This is a genomic window from Caballeronia arvi (assembly GCF_001544695.2).
Taxonomy (GTDB): Bacteria; Pseudomonadota; Gammaproteobacteria; order Burkholderiales; family Burkholderiaceae; genus Caballeronia; species Caballeronia arvi.
In genome coordinates this window covers 210161-227997 of record NZ_FCOM02000001.1, presented here as the reverse complement: position 1 = coordinate 227997, position 17837 = coordinate 210161, and the positions used below count along the sequence as shown (strand labels likewise).

The 17837-nt window shown below is 64.1% G+C and carries 15 protein-coding genes; 9 read left to right on the top strand and 6 right to left on the bottom strand.

The window, feature by feature from the left end; genetic code table 11:
• Positions 1–257: 257 nt before the first annotated feature.
• Genes AWB74_RS01030 through cobA form a run of 4 tightly spaced genes read right to left on the bottom strand, consistent with a single transcriptional unit; the run spans position 258 to position 3266 of the window.
• Positions 258–743, bottom strand: a complete 486-nt coding sequence (locus tag AWB74_RS01030) for an adenosine-specific kinase (protein WP_061144912.1) — start codon at positions 741–743, stop codon at positions 258–260.
• Between the two features lie 45 nt (positions 744–788).
• Positions 789–1910 (bottom strand): CmpA/NrtA family ABC transporter substrate-binding protein, encoded by a 1122-nt coding sequence (locus AWB74_RS01025; protein ID WP_061144911.1) that lies wholly within the window; start codon positions 1908–1910, stop codon positions 789–791.
• Between the two features lie 14 nt (positions 1911–1924).
• A complete protein-coding gene (locus AWB74_RS01020) occupies positions 1925–2518 on the bottom strand; it encodes an ANTAR domain-containing response regulator (RefSeq protein WP_061144910.1) in 594 nt (197 codons plus the stop codon).
• Positions 2508–3266, bottom strand: coding sequence for a uroporphyrinogen-III C-methyltransferase (gene cobA, locus AWB74_RS01015; RefSeq protein ID WP_061145238.1), 759 nt, complete (start codon positions 3264–3266; stop codon positions 2508–2510). Before cobA ends, AWB74_RS01020 begins: the two co-directional genes overlap by 11 nt.
• A 586-nt stretch (positions 3267–3852) precedes the next feature.
• On the opposite strand from cobA, the gene AWB74_RS01010 reads away from it, so the two are divergent.
• The 9 genes from AWB74_RS01010 to AWB74_RS00970 all read left to right on the top strand — a co-directional run bounded on the left by AWB74_RS01010 (position 3853) and on the right by AWB74_RS00970 (position 15525).
• A complete protein-coding gene (locus AWB74_RS01010; protein WP_061144909.1) occupies positions 3853–5178 on the top strand; it encodes an MFS transporter in 1326 nt (441 codons plus the stop codon).
• 12 nt (positions 5179–5190) lie between these two features.
• Positions 5191–7731 carry a nitrite reductase large subunit NirB gene (nirB, locus tag AWB74_RS01005; protein ID WP_061144908.1) on the top strand — a complete coding sequence of 847 codons (2541 nt, stop codon included), beginning with the start codon at positions 5191–5193 and terminating at the stop codon, positions 7729–7731.
• A gap of 17 nt (positions 7732–7748) precedes the next feature.
• On the top strand, positions 7749–8093 hold the full coding sequence (nirD, locus tag AWB74_RS01000; RefSeq protein ID WP_061144907.1) for a nitrite reductase small subunit NirD: 345 nt from the start codon (positions 7749–7751) through the stop codon (positions 8091–8093).
• On the top strand, positions 8090–9364 hold the full coding sequence (locus AWB74_RS00995) for an NAD(P)/FAD-dependent oxidoreductase (protein ID WP_061144906.1): 1275 nt from the start codon (positions 8090–8092) through the stop codon (positions 9362–9364). Before nirD ends, AWB74_RS00995 begins: the two co-directional genes overlap by 4 nt.
• A complete protein-coding gene (locus AWB74_RS00990) occupies positions 9361–12090 on the top strand; it encodes a nitrate reductase (protein ID WP_061144905.1) in 2730 nt (909 codons plus the stop codon). The genes AWB74_RS00995 and AWB74_RS00990 overlap by 4 nt, the downstream gene beginning before the upstream one ends.
• Positions 12091–12752: 662 nt before the next feature.
• Complete coding sequence (locus tag AWB74_RS00985; RefSeq protein WP_061123470.1) at positions 12753–13103, top strand: hypothetical protein; 351 nt, start codon at positions 12753–12755, stop codon at positions 13101–13103.
• Positions 13104–13226: 123 nt separating this feature from the next.
• On the top strand, positions 13227–13574 hold the full coding sequence (locus AWB74_RS00980; protein WP_061123471.1) for a hypothetical protein: 348 nt from the start codon (positions 13227–13229) through the stop codon (positions 13572–13574).
• A gap of 143 nt (positions 13575–13717) precedes the next feature.
• Positions 13718–14731 carry a hypothetical protein gene (locus tag AWB74_RS00975; RefSeq protein ID WP_061144904.1) on the top strand — a complete coding sequence of 338 codons (1014 nt, stop codon included), beginning with the start codon at positions 13718–13720 and terminating at the stop codon, positions 14729–14731.
• A gap of 167 nt (positions 14732–14898) precedes the next feature.
• Entirely contained in the window at positions 14899–15525 is a 627-nt protein-coding gene (locus tag AWB74_RS00970; RefSeq protein WP_061144903.1) for a hypothetical protein, read from the top strand.
• A 10-nt stretch (positions 15526–15535) separates the two neighbouring features.
• On the opposite strand, the gene AWB74_RS00965 is transcribed toward AWB74_RS00970, so the two are convergent.
• Both AWB74_RS00965 and AWB74_RS00960 read right to left on the bottom strand, forming a co-directional pair.
• Entirely contained in the window at positions 15536–17017 is a 1482-nt protein-coding gene (locus AWB74_RS00965; RefSeq protein WP_061144902.1) for a heavy metal sensor histidine kinase, read from the bottom strand.
• Positions 17014–17727: a heavy metal response regulator transcription factor gene (locus AWB74_RS00960; protein WP_061144901.1), complete on the bottom strand. Its 714-nt coding sequence runs from the start codon at positions 17725–17727 to the stop codon at positions 17014–17016. The genes AWB74_RS00965 and AWB74_RS00960 overlap by 4 nt, the downstream gene beginning before the upstream one ends.
• Between the last annotated feature and the right edge of the window lie 110 nt (positions 17728–17837).

Genomic DNA, 17837 nt, shown 5'->3' with positions numbered 1-17837 from the left:
CCTGTTGGCCGCGCGAGGACGACACTATCCTCGGGCGGCGCGGGTGGCCGGTGTTCGATGCCGTATCGGCGGGTGTGATGCCGGGATTCTGCTGACGCGTCCGCGCGGCGGCTCGGGCGGCGGCAAGACGCGAAAACGCTAACGGGGTTTATACCGTATCCCGATATTTTCCATGATGTCGCGCCCCGAATCGAAAAAAGCGCCATAACGGGTGCGCGCGGGCGTCATTCTCGTGATTTGCCCGCTCAAGTCAAGGTTCAGGCTTTGTAGCCGATCTTGCGCAGCAGGTCCTTGCGCCATTGCACGTCTTCGGCTGTTTCGACGCCGAGCGGCGGCAGCCCGTCGATCACGCCGACGATCCCGCGCCCCTGATCCGTCTGCGCGACGAGCACCTGCGTCGGATTGGCGGTCGCGCAAAAGATGCGGCAGACCTCCGGTACCGCCTTGACGGTGTTGAGCACGTTCACGGGGAAGAAGCCGTCGCCGAGCACGATGATGAAGCTATGCCCCGCGCCGATCTGCTGTGCATTGCGCGCGGCCATCTCGACGAGCGCGTCGTCCGTGCCCGATGTGCGCACGAGCCGCTTGCCCGACGCCTCGCAGAACGCGAGCCCGAAGCGGATGCCCGGCACGGCGCCGACCAGCGCCTCGTGCAGATCCTCGACCGTCTTGATGAAATGCGACTGGCCGAGGATGAAGTTGGTGTCCTCCGGCTTGTCGATGGCGATGGCGAGCAGTTCCATGGTGAATCTCCGGGACGCGCTGGAGATTCAATGGTAGGCGCTTTTCTAGGCCCTGATTTCGAATCCCGCAAGATACGCCGCCGTGTCGCCGCCATCCCAGACGCGGCCATCGCAGAACGTTGCTGAACGCCGCTCGCCCGGCACCGCGATGCCCGCCGCCAGCGCCGCCTCGCGATAAAGCGCGGTCTGGTTGACGGCTTGCGCGACGGCGGCATCGTCGAGTTCGCCGGCGAGCATCCCCCAGCGCCGATATTGCGCGATGAACCACAGCCCGTCCGATACGCGTGGATAGTTGACCGCGCCGTCATCGAAGAAACGCACCGGCAGCGCGCGTGCATCGCCGCCATCGGGCGCGGCGAGACGCGGCTCGATCAGCGCGCGCGGCACGTCGAGCAGTTCCGTCGATGCCAGCGCCTCTGCGATTTCCCCGCGATGCGCGCCAACGTCGAGCCACGCGCAGGCATCGAGCATCGTGCGCACGAGCGCGCGCGCCGTGTTCGGATTGAGCGCGGCGAAATCGCGCCGGCACGCGAGCACCTTTTCTGGATGATCCGGCCAGATCTCGCTCGTGTACGCGACCGTCGCGCCCGCGCCGCGCGCCTCGGCCACCGCGTGCCACGGTTCGCCCGCGCAGAAGCCGTCGAGCGCGCCGTCGACGAGCGCATCGGCCATGCGCGGCGGCGGAATCACGACGCTCTGCACGTCGCGCAACGGATGCACGCCGTTGGCCGCGAGCCAGTAGTACAGCCACATCGCGTGCGTGCCGGTCGGAAACGTCTGCGCGATGACCGGCTTGCGGCCGAGCGACGACAGCGCGTCTTTCACGCTCGCGCCTTGTCGGATCGCATCGGCGAGCGGGCGCGACAGCGTGATCGCCTGACCGTTGCGATTGAGGACCATCAGCACGGCCATGTCCGCCTGCGGTCCGCCGATGCCTAGTTGCACGCCGTACACCAGCCCATAGAGCGCGTGCGCGGCGTCGATTTCGCCGGAGAGCAGCTTGTCGCGCACGGCGGCCCACGAAGGCTGTCGACACAGTTCGATCGTGATGCCGTGACGCGCGCCGAGCTCGCGCAATGCGGCGACGGCGAGCGGCGCGGCATCGGACAGTGCGACGAAGCCGAGCCGCAGATGCGTGCGCTCGGGTCGGGAAGAAGTGATGTTCATAAGTGTCGATAAAGCTAAAGCAGATCGGCCATCGCGAGCAGTTGCCGCGCGATTTCCGCGACCTTCACGCCCTGATCCATCGCGCGCTTGCGCAGCGCGGCGTACGCGTCTTGCTCGGACATGCCGCGCTTGTCCATCAACAGCCGTTTCGCACGGTCGATGACCTTGCGCTGTTCCAGCTCGTTCTCCACTTGCGCGAGGCGTTGCCGCAACTGTTCTTCATGCGCGAAGCGCGCGAGCGCCACTTCGATGATCGGCGCGAGCCGCGCGCTAGCAAGTCCTTCGACGGAATACGCGGTCACGCCCGCGCCGACCGCCGCGCGGATGAACTGCTGATCGGCGTCGTTGCTGAACATCAGGACGGGGCGCGGCGCGGACTTGTTCATCACGGCGAGCTGTTCGAGCGTGTCGCGCGAAGGCGATTCGGTATCGATGATGACGACATCCGGCTTCTGGCTCTCGACGGCCTCGTGCAAAGCCGATGGCGCGGCGACTTCGGCGAGCATGTCGTAGCCCATGCGCGCGAGTTGCTCGCGCAAGTCGCCGATGGGCTTGTCGGTATCGGTGACGAGAAGAACGCGCAGCCTGCGCGCTGCTTCATGCGGCATGGGCAAAACCTTTGGCATGCGTTGCGAACTCGGCCGCTTCCCCGATCGCCCCGCCGATGAGAATCACCGCGGGACTGCCGAGACCGGCGGCGGTGGCGTCCTGCGCGAGCCGATCGAGCGTCGTGACGAGCCGCTTTTCCATCGACGATCCCGCGTTCTGCACGACCGCCGCCGGCGTGCTCGCGGGCATGGCATCGAGCAGCGCTGCCGTAAGACTCTCGATGCGGCTCATGCCCATATAGATCGCGAGCGTGGTGCCCGTGGCGGCGAGCGCGGCCCAGTCCGGCTGACTGTGGTCCCGCATGTGCGCGGTGACGAAAGTCACGCCCTGGCAATGATCGCGATGCGTGAGCGAGATGCCGAGGCCCGCCGCCGCCGCGAATCCCGACGACACGCCGTTGACGATCTCGACCGCGATACCCGCGTCGCGCAACGCGGCGATCTCTTCGCCCGCGCGTCCGAAGAGCAGCGCGTCGCCGCCCTTCACGCGCACCACATGCAGCCCCTTCTTCGCGTAACGCTGCATGAGGCGCTCGATGAAGGCCTGCGGCGTCGATTTGCAGCCGCCTCGCTTGCCGACGCGAATCACGCGCGCTTGCGGCGCAAGCGTGACGATGTCCGCGTTGGCGAGATCGTCGACGAGCAGGATGTCGGCGGCGGCGAGCGCCTTCGCGGCGCGCAGGGTGAGCAGGTCCAGATCGCCGGGACCTGCGCTCAACAAGGTGACTTTGCCTTTGATGGTGCTCATCGTTGCTTCCTGATTCATGGCGTATGTGAAACATCGGCGCGGCAAACGCCAATGGCGTCCGCTCGTGCCGCTGCACGAAGGGACGCCTTTGTCCGTCCTGCTGTCCTTCATCGTGCCGCGACCGCCGTTGCCCGCAGCGCTTTCATCAATGCAATAAGCGGGCCATTGCGTGATGCGGACGTGTTTCGCACTGTGCTTGTGCGTGAATCGCAGGCGCGGCACCGTTTCGGCGCGAACGCGCTCCGACCGCGTGAACCGGATCGTACAAATGCAAACGCACGGCATCAGTGCTGCGTCGCACCATCGCTGTGCCCGGCTGCATCGAAACATGACGCTCATCGCGCGTGCACCTGCAGTGCGCGCATCGCGAAGCGCCTTACGCAGCAACGCTTTCCCGCCGATACCCCGCGCATGGCATAGCCCTTGCCTTATGACTTGCCATCGGATCAACGGCGATCCGTCCTGAATACAGCGCCCGGCAGGTTGCAGCCATGCGGGCATCGGACAACGGCGTCCCCCGCATTCGGCCAACCGGTCGAATGCGCGGGACGCCTTTCTTTTTGGCGGCTACACGATGAACACAGCGATGGACAAAGCCACCCGGATCGATCTCTTCAGCATGCGCGGCGCACCGATGCGCGCCTTCCATCTCACGTGGATGGCGTTCTTCGTGTGCTTCTTCGCGTGGTTCGCGTGCGCGCCACTGATGCCGCTCATCAAGCGCGAATACGGTCTCACGGCCGATCAGGTCGCGAACATCAACATCGCGGCCGTCGCGGTGACGATTCTCGTGCGCCTCGTCGTCGGCCCGATGTGCGATCGCTTCGGCCCGCGCAAGGTGTATAGCGCGCTGCTGCTCGCGGGTTCGCTGCCGGTGCTCGGCGCCGCGCTTTCGACCGGCTACGACAGCTTTCTGTGGTGCCGTCTCGCGATCGGCGCGATCGGCGCGAGCTTCGTCATCACGCAGTACCACACGTCGGTGATGTTCGCGCCGAACGTCGTCGGCACCGCGAACGCGACGACCGCCGGCTGGGGCAACGCAGGCGCGGGCGCGGCGCAGGCCATCATCCCGCTGCTCGTCGCGGCCGCCATCGCGCTGGGCGCGGGAGAGGCGTCGGCGTGGCGCGTCGCGCTGATCGTGCCGGGCATCGCGATGCCGGTCATGGCCTTCTTCTACTGGCGCTATACGCAGGACTGCCCGCAAGGCGATTTCGCGACGCTGCGCCGTGCGGGCATCGCGATCGATGGTGGCAAGAAGGGCGGCTGGCAGAGCTTCCTGACGGCGTGCGCGAACTATCGCGTGTGGATGCTCTTCGTGACATATGGCGCGTGCTTCGGCGTGGAAGTGTTCATCCACAACATCGCGGCGATCTACTACGTCGATCACTTCAATCTCACGCTCGGCCAGGCCGGCATGGCGGCGGGCAGCTTCGGCCTGCTCGCACTGTTCGCTCGTGCGCTCGGCGGCTGGCTCTCCGATAAGGCCGCAGCGAAGAAAGGCCTCGACATTCGCGCGACGCTGCTCTTCGCGTTGATCGCGGGCGAAGGCATCGGACTTTATACGTTCGCGCATGCATCGGGCGTCGTGCTCGCCATCGTCGCGATGCTGCTGTTCGGTCTTTTCACTCACATGGCGTGCGGCGCGACCTACGCGCTGGTTCCGTTCATCGATCGCAAGGCGCTCGGTGGCGTGGCGGGCGTGATCGGCGCGGGCGGCAACGTCGGTGCGGTCGCGGCGGGCTTCCTGATGAAAGGCCTCGGCAACGCGCAGGCGACGCTCTCGATGCTCGGCGTGATCGTCGCGGGCACGGCGCTGTGCGCGCTCGCGGTGCGTTTCTCTCCGGAACACAAGGCCCGCGAAGCCGCACTGCGCGAAAGCGCGCTCGCAGCCAATAACGCAATCGCAAACTAGGAAGGTCCCGTCATGAAAATCGTCGTCATTGGTCACGGCATGGTCGGCCACAAGTTCCTCGAATGTCTCGCCGAAAGCGCGGCGCTTGCACTCGACGTGACGGTGCTCTGCGAAGAACCGCGCGCCGCTTACGATCGCGTGCATCTCACCGAGTTCTTCTCGGGCAAGTCGGCGGACGATCTTTCGCTCGTGCAGGAAGGCTTTTTCGAGCAGTCGGGCTATGTGCTGAAGTTGAATGCGCGCGCCGTCGCGATCGATCGCGCCGCGCGCACCGTGACTGCCTCCAACGGCGACGTGCTTCCGTACGACAGGCTCATTCTCGCGACGGGCTCGTATCCGTTCGTGCCGCCGCTCGAAGGAAAGGAGCGCGACGGCTGCTTCGTGTATCGCACGATCGAGGATCTCGAAGCGATGCAGGCCTTCGGCGCACGCGCGAAGACGGGCACGGTGGTCGGCGGCGGCCTGCTCGGTCTCGAAGCGGCGAAGGCGTTGCGCGACATGGGGCTCGAAACGCATGTGGTCGAATTCGCGCCGCGCCTGATGGCCGTACAGGTCGATGAAGGCGGCGGACGCGTGCTGCGCGGCAAGATCGAAGAACTCGGCGTGACGGTGCATACGGGCAAGAACACGCTGGCTATCGTCGATGGAGAAGGCGCGGTCAATCGCATGAATTTCGCCGATGACACGCATCTCGACACCGACATGATCGTGTTCTCCGCGGGCATTCGTCCGCGTGACGATATCGCCCGCGCGGCGGGTCTCGACATCGGCGCACGCGGCGGCATCGTGATCGACGACGCATGCCGCACGAGCGATCACGATATCTTCGCGATCGGCGAATGCGCGCTGTGGAAAGGGCAGCTCTTCGGTCTGGTCGCACCGGGTTACGACATGGCGCGCATCGTCGCGAAGCAGATCATCGGCGAGGAAGCCGCGTTCGCGGGCGCGGACATGAGCACGAAGCTCAAGCTGATGGGCGTCGATGTGGCAAGCATTGGCGATGCGCACGGCAAGACGCCGGGCAGCCGCACGTATCAGTACAGCGACGAGCGCAAGCAGGTCTACAAGAAGCTCGTCGTATCCGATTGCGGCAAGTTCCTGCACGGCGCCGTGATGGTCGGCGATGCGACGGAATACGGCACGCTCCTGCAAATGATGTTGAACAAGATCGAATTGCCCGAAGCGCCCGAGTTCCTGATTCTCCCGTCGAGCGATGGCAAAGCGAAGCCCGCACTCGGCGTCGAAGCCTTGCCCGATGCCGCGCAAATCTGCTCGTGCAACAACGTGAGCAAGGCGGAAATCTGCGCGGCGGTATGCGCGGGCGCGACCAGCATCGGTGCGATCAAGTCGTCGTGCAAGGCGGGCGCGTCGTGCGGCGGCTGCGTGCCGCTCGTCACGCAAGTGATGAAGTCGGAGATGAAGCGTCAGGGTCTCGCGGTCAACAATCACATATGCGAGCACTTTCCGTATTCGCGTCAGGAGCTGTATCACATCGCGCGCGTGGAAGGGCACCGCACGTTCGGCGCGCTGCTCGCGAAGCACGGCAAGGGACGCGGCTGCGATATCTGCAAGCCTGCGGTCGCGAACATTCTCGCTTCGTGCTGGAACGAATTCGTGCTGAAGAAGGAGCACGCGAGCCTGCAGGATTCGAACGATTACTACCTCGCCAACATTCAACGCGACGGCACGTATAGCGTCGTGCCGCGCATGCCGGGCGGCGAAGTGACGCCCGATGGCCTGATCGCGGTCGGCCAGGTCGCGAAGAAATACGGGCTCTATACGAAGATCACGGGCGGCCAGCGTGTCGACATGTTCGGCGCGCGCGTCGAGCAATTGCCGTTCATCTGGGAAGAGCTGATCGCAGCGGGCTTCGAATCGGGTCATGCCTACGGCAAGGCGCTGCGCACCGTGAAGTCGTGCGTCGGCTCGACGTGGTGCCGTTATGGTGTCGGCGATTCGGTCGGCCTCGCGATCGAGCTTGAAAACCGCTACAAGGGCCTGCGCACGCCGCACAAGATCAAGTTCGGCGTGTCGGGCTGCACGCGCGAATGCGCCGAAGCGCAAGGCAAGGACGTCGGCGTGATCGCGACGGAGAACGGCTGGAACCTCTACGTATGCGGCAACGGCGGCATGAAGCCGCGTCACGCGGAACTCATTGCGTCGGATCTCGATCATGACACGCTCGTGCGTTACATCGACCGCTTCCTGATGTTCTACGTGCGCACGGCGGATCGTCTGCAACGCACGAGCGTGTGGCGCGACAACCTCGAAGGCGGCCTCGATTATCTGATAGATGTCGTCATCAACGACAAGCTCGACATTGCCGCCGAGCTCGAATCGGAAATGCAGCTCGTCGTCGATACCTACGAAGACGAATGGAAGAAAGCCGTCACCGATCCGCACACGCGCAAGCGCTTCCGTCACTTCGTCAACAGCGATGCAGGCGATGCGAACGTGACGTTCATCGAAGAGCGCGGACAGATTCGTCCCGCCACGCTGGAAGAACGCAAGTCGAAGCTCGCCGATATTCCCGTCACCGTCGAAACCGTCTGAAGCCCAGGAGAAACATCATGAACGACCGCATCGAACAGGACTGGACCGCCGTTTGTGAACTCGACGACATCGTGCCCGACACGGGCGTGTGCGCGCTCGTGAAGGGCACGCAGGTCGCGGTGTTTCATCTCGCGGGCGAAGACGCGGCCCTGTACGCGATCGACAACTACGATCCGCATTCGCAAGCGGCGGTGCTGTCGCGCGGCATCGTCGGCAGTATGGGCGAGCGCATCGTCGTCGCATCGCCGATCTATAAACAGCACTTCGATCTGCGCACGGGCGAATGCCTCGAAGCGCCGGAGCTTTCGGTGAGCGCGTATCGCGTGAAGGTCGCGGGCGGCAAGGTCTGGGTCGCCGCATGAAAACCGAATATGCGGTTGCGGGCATCGCCTCTTTGAATGGCGCGCCGTTTGCGCGCCAGCGGCTGGTCGTCGTCGGCAACGGCATGGCGGGCATGCGCACGGTCGAAGAGCTGTTGAAGATCGCGCCCGAGCTCTACGACATCACCGTGTTCGGCGCGGAGCCGTACGGCAATTACAACCGCATTCTGTTGTCGCCGGTGCTCGCGGGCGAGAAGCGCGTCGACGACATCATTCTCAATACGCGCGAATGGTATGACGCGAACGGCATCACGCTGCATGCGGGCGATGCCGTGACGGAGATCGATCGCGTGCGGCGCATCGTGCGCTCGGAGAAGGGCGCCGAGGCGCGCTACGACCGCCTGCTGATCGCGACGGGTTCGAAGCCCTTCATCATTCCGGTGCCCGGCTGCGATCTGCCCGGCGTGATCGCATTCCGGGACATTCAGGATGTCGAAACGATGCTCGACGCGGCACGCGATCATCGTCATGCGGTGATCATCGGCGGGGGGCTGCTCGGGCTGGAAGCGGCCAACGGCTTGCAGCGGCAAGGCATGTCGGTGACGGTCGTGCATGCGACCGACAGCCTGATGGATCGTCAGCTCGACGCAAGCGCGGCCGCGTTGCTCAGGCGCTCGCTCGAAGCGAAGGGCCTGCGCTTCGCGATGGCCGCGCAGACGACCGAAATCATCGGCGATGACCGCGTGCGCGCCGTGCGTTTCGCCGATGGCACGCAGATCGATGCGGACCTCGTCGTGATGACGGCGGGCGTGCGCCCGAACATCGCGCTGGCGCAGGCATCGGGTCTGCATTGCGAACGCGCGATCGTCGTCGACGACACACTGCAGACCTTCGATCCGCGCGTCTATGCGGTGGGCGAATGCGTGCAACATCGTTCGGCGACCTTTGGTCTCGTCGCGCCGATCTGGGATCAGGCGCGCGTGGCGGGCGCGCATCTCGCGGGCGCGGGGCATCGTCGCTATGTGCAGAGCGCGACTGCGACGAAACTCAAGGTCACCGGCGTCGATCTGTATTCGGCGGGCGATTTCATCGGCGGCGACGGCAGCGAGGATCTCGTGCTGCGCGATCCGCGCCGCGGCGTCTACAAGCGGCTCGTGCTGCAGGCTGGACGTCTGATCGGCGCGGTGCTGTATGGCGATGTGAAAGACGGCGGCTGGTATTTCGATCTGATTCAGGCACGCGCGGACGTCTCGCATCTGCGCGGGAAACTGCTGTTCGGCAAAGCGCTTTGCGAAAGTGAGATTTCCAATTGAGCATTCCCATCGTTCCGCTGGTTCCGGTTAAAACCACGTGTCCTTATTGCGGCGTCGGCTGCGGTGTCAGTGCGTCGCCCAAGAGCGCGACGCAAGTCGATATCGCCGGCGATGAAATGCATCCGTCGAACTTTGGGCGTCTGTGCGTGAAGGGCTCGGCGCTCGGCGAAACGGTCGGACTCGAAGGCCGTCTGCTCACGCCGAAACTGCGCGACGAGACGACCGGCGCGCTCACCGATGCTTCATGGGACGACGCCATCGGCACGGTCGCGAGCGGCTTTGCGCGCATCATCGAAGAACATGGCCCGGATGCAGTCGCGCTGTATGTGTCGGGCCAACTGCTGACCGAGGACTACTACGTCGCCAACAAGCTGATGAAGGGCTACATCGGCAGCGCAAACATCGATACGAATTCGCGGCTGTGCATGTCGTCGTCGGTGGCGGGACACAAGCGCGCATTCGGCGAAGACCTCGTGCCGATGAACTACGAGGATCTCGAACTCGCGGATCTGATCGTGCTGGTCGGTTCGAACACGGCATGGTGTCATCCGATCCTGTTTCAGCGCATCGTGAAGATGAAGGAGACGCGGCCCGATGCGAAGATCGTCGTGATCGATCCGCGTCATACGGCGACGTGCGAAATGGCCGATCTGCATCTGCCGCTCAAGCCCGGCAGCGATGTGCGCCTCTTCAACGGCCTGCTCGCCTTTCTCGCGGAACACGGTGCGACGGATGCTTCTTTCGTCGACGAGCACACCAACGGCTTCGACGCGGCGCTCACGGCCGCGGGGCCTTCCGATCTCGCGCAAACCGCGAAGGACTGCAAGCTCGATCAACATGATCTGATGACGTTCTATCGCCTGTTCGCGCGCACCGAACGCGTCGTGACCGTGTATTCGCAAGGCGTGAACCAGTCGAGCGCAGGCACGGACAAGGTCAACAGCATCATCAACTGTCATCTGCTGACGGGGCGTATCGGCAAGCCGGGCATGGGGCCGTTTTCGTTCACCGGGCAGCCGAACGCGATGGGCGGCCGCGAAGTCGGCGGCCTCGCCAACACGCTCGCCGCGCATCTGGAGTTCGGCGATCCGCTGCATGGCGAGATCGTGCAGACGTTCTGGTCTTCGCCGGTCATCGCGCAGCGTGCGGGCTTGAAAGCCGTCGAACTGTTCGATGCGATCGAAGCGGGCCGCGTGAAGGCCGTGTGGATCATGGGCACGAATCCGGTCGTGAGCCTGCCCGACGGCGATCGCGTGAAGCGCTCGCTCGAGAAGTGCGAACTCGTGGTGGCATCGGACATCATCGAGAAGACGGATACGAACGCGTTCGCCGATGTGCTGCTGCCCGCGCTCGGCTGGGGCGAAAAGAACGGTACCGTGACGAACTCGGAGCGGCGCATTTCGCGTCAGCGCGCGTTCATTCCTGCGCCGGGCGAGGCGCGCGCGGACTGGCGCATCATCTGCGATGTCGCGCGGCGCATGGGCTTCGATGGCTTCGATTTCGCGGGACCGCACGAGATTTTCGACGAGCATGCGCGGCTGTCCGCGTATCGCAACGATGCTTGGAAAGGTGCGTATCGCGCGTTCAACGTGAGCGGTCTCACCGGCATGAGCCGCGCGCAATACGATACGCTGAAGCCCGTGCAATGGCCTTTGCTTGCGTCCGGCGAAGAAGGCGCGGCACGTCTCTTCGAAGATGGCCGCTTCAGTCATGCGGACGGCCGCGCGCGTTTCATCGCGACGACTGCGCGCGCGCCGGTCAACGCGCCCGATGAAGACCATCCACTCGTGCTGAACACGGGCCGTGTGCGCGACCAATGGCACACGATGACGCGCACGGGCCGCTCCGCGAAGCTCGCGGGGCATATCAGCGAATCGTTCATCGACATGCATCCGCACGACGCGCTCGCATGCGGCGTGCGCGAGGGCGAACTCGCGCGCGTGGCGAGCCGCTGGGGCTCGATGATCGCGCGCGTGCAGCACGGCGGCGGCATGCCGCGCGGCAGCGTGTTCGTGCCGATTCACTGGAACGATCAGGTCGCCTCCGATGCGCGCGTCGGCGCGGTGGTGAATCCTGTCGTCGATCCGGTTTCGGGCGAGCCGGAGTTCAAGCACACGCCGGTGTCGGTCGAGAAATTTCATGTCACGTGGCATGGTTTTTCGCTTTCACGCAGCACGCCCGATCTCGACCGCGTGACGCACTGGACGCGCGTGCATGGCGCGCGTTTCGAGCGCTACGAGATGGCGGGCCGCAATCGTTTCGATGCGGCTCATGGCGATCATCACGACTGGGCGCGTGCGCTTTTTCATATCGACGATCATCACGCGGACTGGATCGAATACGAGGACAAGAGTGCGGGCGTGTATCGCGCGGCGCATCTGGTGGACGATCGCATCGAAAGCTGCGTGTTCATCTCGGAGCGTCCCGATCTCCCCGCGCGCGCCTGGCTTGCGAGTCTCTTCGAGAAAGATCGCCTCGACGATGACGATCGCGCAAGCCTCCTGCTCGGCCAGCCCGCAGCCAAGGGCGAAGACACCGGACCGACCGTGTGTTCGTGCTTCGGCGTCGGACGCAACACGATCTGCAACGCGATCCGCGACAAGGGGCTGAAGAGCGCCGCCGAAATCACGTCGTGCCTCAAAGCGGGCGGCAATTGCGGATCGTGCGTGCCGGAGTTGAAGAAGCTCATCGTCGAGACGGAAATGGCGCGGCTGAGCACGGTCTGATTGCCGGACCGCTTGCGTGGTCTGACGCACGAACGCGGGCGCATGTCGTCCGCGTTTTTTGCTTTTCAGCGCATCGCATCGTACACACGGACCCGTGGAAACCCGCGAAAACAGGGCGTTTCCGGGCGGTCGGCCTATTGGTATGAGCGGTTGCCCACCAAATTTCTCACGATTTGGTGTGACATGAAATTTAGTGTTGGCTGCCCCACGCTTGGCACATTTCAATTTCCGTACAGTCACTTCAAAACACAGGCACTTAAAAAACCAGGTGCCTGAAACAACATAAAAACGTGTTACGGGGATTGCGATGAAGAACAACGCAAAGCAAATCGACACCGCGGAAGGCCAACGCGCCTCAATCCGCTCGACGGGAATCGTAAGCCCGTCCCAGACCGGCCTCGACCTGTTCGACTCATTGCACGAACGACGACTTCGTCCGCTCGAAGCTCGCGCGTTCCCGCTTTCGCGCTACTTCTGATCTGACTGATCCGCGCCCGAAGCGCGACCTCTTTCAAACGTCTACTGATTTTTCGCACGGATTCATCGACGCGAAATTCGAACAGGCGCTTGAAATAGGAATGCTAATTAAATTGCTGTGTCCGCTACATATTGGCGTCGATGTAGCCGGAAAAACCCGTGCGCCTTCACTTGGAGACATCACCATGCAACGCAAACTGATCGCAGCCGCAGCCGCTCTCTCGCTCGTTTCCGCCGCAGCTTTCGCAACGGGCACGAACTCCAGCTCCAGCTCGACGTCGGGCGGCACGTCGGCCGCAGCCGTCTATGGCTTCGGCTCGTTCACCGCGACCAACGCCGGCATCGCCAACGGCCACGCATCGGCTACGGCTGGCCAGGGCCACGGCGTCACGGGCAACACGACCAACGCGACGACCGGCCACATCAACACGACGTCGGCGAGCGGCAAGGGTTTCGGTGGTTCGGGTGCAACGGGCGTCTCGGGCGCCGACGCTGCAGCGAACGCCTGGAGCAAGCTGGGCGGCGGCTGGCGTTAAGCCCCCGGTTGCGGACGGCGGACTTCGCCCGCAACGGGGTTCGCTTATCCGTATCGGTGTGACCGTAGATCGAAGAACAAAAAACGAAATCCAATCTTTCCGATTCGATAAGGAATGCAAATCATGAAACGCACTCTGATCGCTGCTGCACTGCTCTCGTTCGTCTCCGCCGCCGCTTTCGCAACGGGCACGAACTCCAGCTCCAGCTCGACCTCGGGCGGCTCGACCTCCGCTTCGGTTTCCGGCTTCGGCCACTTCACGGCCAGCAACTATGGCACGGCCAACGGCAACGCGCAGTCGGTCGCCGGCAACGCGTTCGGCGGGACGGGCAACTTCACCAACGCGACGACCAGCCACACCAACACGTCGAACGTCGGCGGTTTCGGTCACGGCACGTCGTCGGCAGGCGGCACCTCGGGCGCGGACGCAGCGGCCAATGCATGGAGCAAGCTCGGCGGCGGCTGGCGTTAAGCCGGACCGTGAGCCACGGCAGGGGCGGCGTCATCACGAGACGCGTATATGCGCGACACCGCCTTTGCCGATCTTATAAAAAAATCCAAGTCGTCCGGGGCGTCATGCGTTGTGGCGTTCCCCTTTCCTTCCGGAGAACCAGAATGAACAAGACCACTTTGCAACTGGCATGCGCAGTGCTGTTTTGCGCAGCGCAACTTGCCCACGCTGACACCACGGCGAATTCCTCGTCGGGCTCCGTATCGGGGTCGACTTCGACCGGCATCGGTCAGGGCGGCGGATCGAGCCTGAACAACATCGGCACGTCGGCGAACTCGACGGCCAACACCAGTTCCAATTCATCGTCGGTCGGCGGCCTCGGCGTGGCGAACGCGAACGGCGGACGTTCATCGGCAACCGGCGGCAGCTCGTCGGCGCGAGGCGGTTCGTCGAACGTCAATATCTCGCTGACGATGCCGGCGCTCGCGAACTCGAGCACGGGCGCGAACGGCACGGGCTCTCCCACCGGCACGGATGCGACGGGCAAAGCCGCGACCAGCGGCCCCGGCACGAGCGCGTTCGACACGCGCACGACGGTCGATTACAACCAGAGCTCGTACTCGGTGCGCACGACGCCGTCGATCGCCGCGCCGGCGCTCACGACGACGCTGTCCGACACCTGCATGGGCTCGGCGAGCTTCGGCCTGTCGATCACGGGCTTCGGCGCGACCGGCGGCACGACGCTCGTCGATCAGGCTTGCGTGCGCCGTCTCGATGCACGCGAATTCCGCGCAATGGGCCTGACCGATGTCGCGCTCGCGCTCCTGTGCCAGAGCGAAGCGAACCGCCGCGCCGTCGAAGCCACGGGCCATCTGTGCCCGGGCACGACCACGCCGCTCGCGAAGACGGGCGCAGACGCAGTTCTTTCGGATGACGAAAAGTATCGCGATCCGCTGATCCGCGCGCGCCTCGGCTTGCCGGTCACCGCCGCGAACAATCCGGAAGTCAACCTGAAGACGCGGGACGATGCGAAGCAGGCTCAGCCGGCGCCCGCGAAACAGGTCGCGCAGCCGACGCCGGTCGCGGTTCGCGCGTACGATAAGCATGAAGCCTCGGATGGCGTCGAAGTGGCGAGCGCGCCCATCGGCGAAAAGATCGAAGTCTCGCTGGTGCAGTGAGGTGCGGTACATCCAATGGCAGCATGACGCCTTGGAGCAGAAGAGACGCGCCTGAGTAATCAGGCCGTCTCTCCCTTTCAAGGGTTGGCTCTGAAAGACTGGTCCCGGAGAGTCAACCCTCGTTTTCCCGCTTGATGTCCCGCTTGATTTTTTGCACGAGGCAGGCGATGAAGAGTCAGAAGAAAACAGCGGCCATCGCGCTCGCAGCGGCTGCAATGGTCTCGATGACGCCGATGCGCGCGCACGCCGACGTGAGCGCCGGTCTGATCTGGGCCGCGAATCCTGCGGGCCTGCAGGCGATGCCCGATGCGCAGGCGCTCGCGCTCTTGCCTTCGACCGGTTATGTGCCGTTGCAGACTTCGGGCGGCAAGTGCCTGCTCGTCGCGCGACGCGGCACGAAGATCGTCGCGGTGGAACTGTCGCCGCTCACAATCGGCACGAAGATCATCGGATGGAAGCCGCAGGAGATCGACATGAGCACGCTCACGTCGAAGTGGGGCTATCAGCCGCCGAAATCGTCGATCGATACGAAGAGCTTCGGCAATCCGGTCACGAATAGCATCTCCGTGCAAAGCAAGACCGACACGTCGAAAGGCGGTTCGTATGCACGCGCGAGCAGTTGGAGCAACGGCAACGTCGACGCGCACAGCAGCGCGATTGCATCGGCCAACGGCGAGACGGAAGCCGCCGAATCCGTGACGGTGAACGGCAAGACGTATCGCAAGTACAGTCATTTCAAGCCGGCGACGGCAGACGCGCCGGTCGCGGCATCGGACGAATATTTCTGTCAGTGACGCATGCGCATCACGTCGCGGCGGATTTCGTTTCGACGACCGGCGGCACCGGCAAGGCGACACTCTCCGGCCGCGTCTCGCTGCCGAAACGGGCGACCGAGAACGAGAACGTGTTGATGCCGTTCGCGCTCGTCGCGGACACCGTGCCGCGATGCATCTCCGCCACCGCCTTGACGATGGCGAGCCCGAGGCCATGATTCTCGCGGCTGTTCGTACGTGAGCTTTCCGCGCGATAGAAGCGGTCGAAGAGATGCGCCATCACATGCGGCTGAATCGGCTCGCCCGGATTGGCAACCGCGATGCGCACGCGTCCATGCTCCCGCGTGATCGATACGGCGATCGTCGCGCCGGGCGCGCAATGCTGAATCGCATTCATCACGAGATTGGTCAGCGCGCGTCCGAACAGCGACGTGTTGACGAAGGCGCGCGCGTCGCCGCTCGCCGTCGCGCCGACTTGCGCTTCCTCCAGCGGAATCTCGAGAAACTCCAGTGTGCGATTGACTTCCGCCGCGAGCGAAACCTCGACGAGCCCCGTCGCGCGCTCGCCCTGATCGGCGCGCGCGAGAAACAGCATGTCGTTGATGATCGCGCGCACGCGCTCGAACTCTTCGAGATTCGATTGCAGCGTATGACGCAGCTCTTCGATCGAGCGATCGCGCGTCAATGCGACTTCCGTCTGACCGATCAAAATCGTGACCGGCGTGCGCAGCTCGTGCGCGACATCGGCGTTGAAGGATTCGAGCCGGCCGTAGGCGTGATCGAGACGCTCCAGTGCGCCATTGAAGGACTTCGCGAGATCTTCCAGCTCCATCGGCAGCGCGCGCGTGTTGAGGCGTTGCGAGCGATTGGTCGGGCTCAGTTTCGATGCATCGCGTGTGAGCCGCGTGAGCGGCGCGAGACCGAGACGCGCGACCGAATAGCTCAGCAGCAGGACGGCGATGGTCGACAGCGCCATGAATGCGGCGAGCGCGAGACCGAAAGCACGCATCGTGTGGACGTTGGGTGAGCAGTCGATTGCGACGAAGAGCTGCAAGGGCGGACGGTCCGCGTTGGGCGGGATCGTCAGCGTGGTCATCAGCATGTCGTAGGCGCGGTCTTTCGGGCGAAAGCGCTCATAGCCGCCCAGCACGCGCTTGACGACGCGGCCCTCGGGCGGCGCACCGTATTCGAAGCGCGGATCGTTGCTGGAGACCGCGAAGAGCGTGGAGCCGTCGCGCGGCGTGATGTCCGCGAGCTTCTCTTTCGCGATCTTCCATTTGTCGGGATTCGATACGTGCGTGACGATGAGCCGTGCAACCTCCGCGCGATTGTCGAGCGAGTCGCGCAAGTGCTGCTCCAGTTGCACGCGCAACACGAGAAAAAGCCCGGAGCCGACGAGCGAAAACACGAACAGCGCGACGAGCGCGAACATCACGGCGAGACGCCGCGAGATGGAGCGCTGCGTGCGCGGTTCGAGCGGCTCACGCGCCGGCGATGCCCACTGCGTGTTCATGATGGTCTCGCGTCTTCCCTTGTTTCGCGCGTGTCGCGGGCTTCGCGCACTTCGAGCACATAGCCCATGCCGCGCACGGTGTGCAGCAGTTTCGTGCGGAATGGTCCGTCGAGTTTTGCGCGCAGACGTTTGATCGCCGTTTCGACGACGTTCGTGTGGCTTTCGAAATCGACTTCCCACACGAGCTCGGTGATCGCGGTCTTCGACAGAATGTCGCCGTGACGGCGCGCGAGCACCGAGAGCAACTGAAACTCTTTCGCGGTGAGATCGAGCCGCACGCCATCGCGCGTCGCACGGCGGCCGATCAGATCGACATACAAATCACCGACGGAAATGAGCGTGGATTCCTGCGCGCGCGTGCGGCGTGCGAGCGCATGCAGCCGCTCGACGAGTTCGAGGAACGAGAAGGGCTTGGTCAGATAGTCGTCCGCGCCTTCGCGCAAGCCGCGCACGCGATCGTTGATGTGATCGCGCGCGGTCAGCATGATGACGGGCGTCGACTTCTGCATGCGCAACGCCTTCAGCACCGCGAATCCGTCGCGTCGCGGCAGCATCACGTCGAGCACGATCACGTCGTAGTCGTATTCGATGGCGAGATGCGTGCCTTCCTCGCCGTCCATCGCGACATCGACGACCCAGCCTTGCTCGGTCAACCCCGAGCGCAGGTAATCCACAACCTTGTGTTCGTCTTCGACTATCAGGACTTTCATGCCTGGCACCTGTGTGCGTTCAGTGTGTGCTTACCGTGTTGTTCAACGATAACTATACGAGCCTCGTGGGCTTCGTGCTTGTTTTCGTGCTTACTTTGGTCGCTTACGTT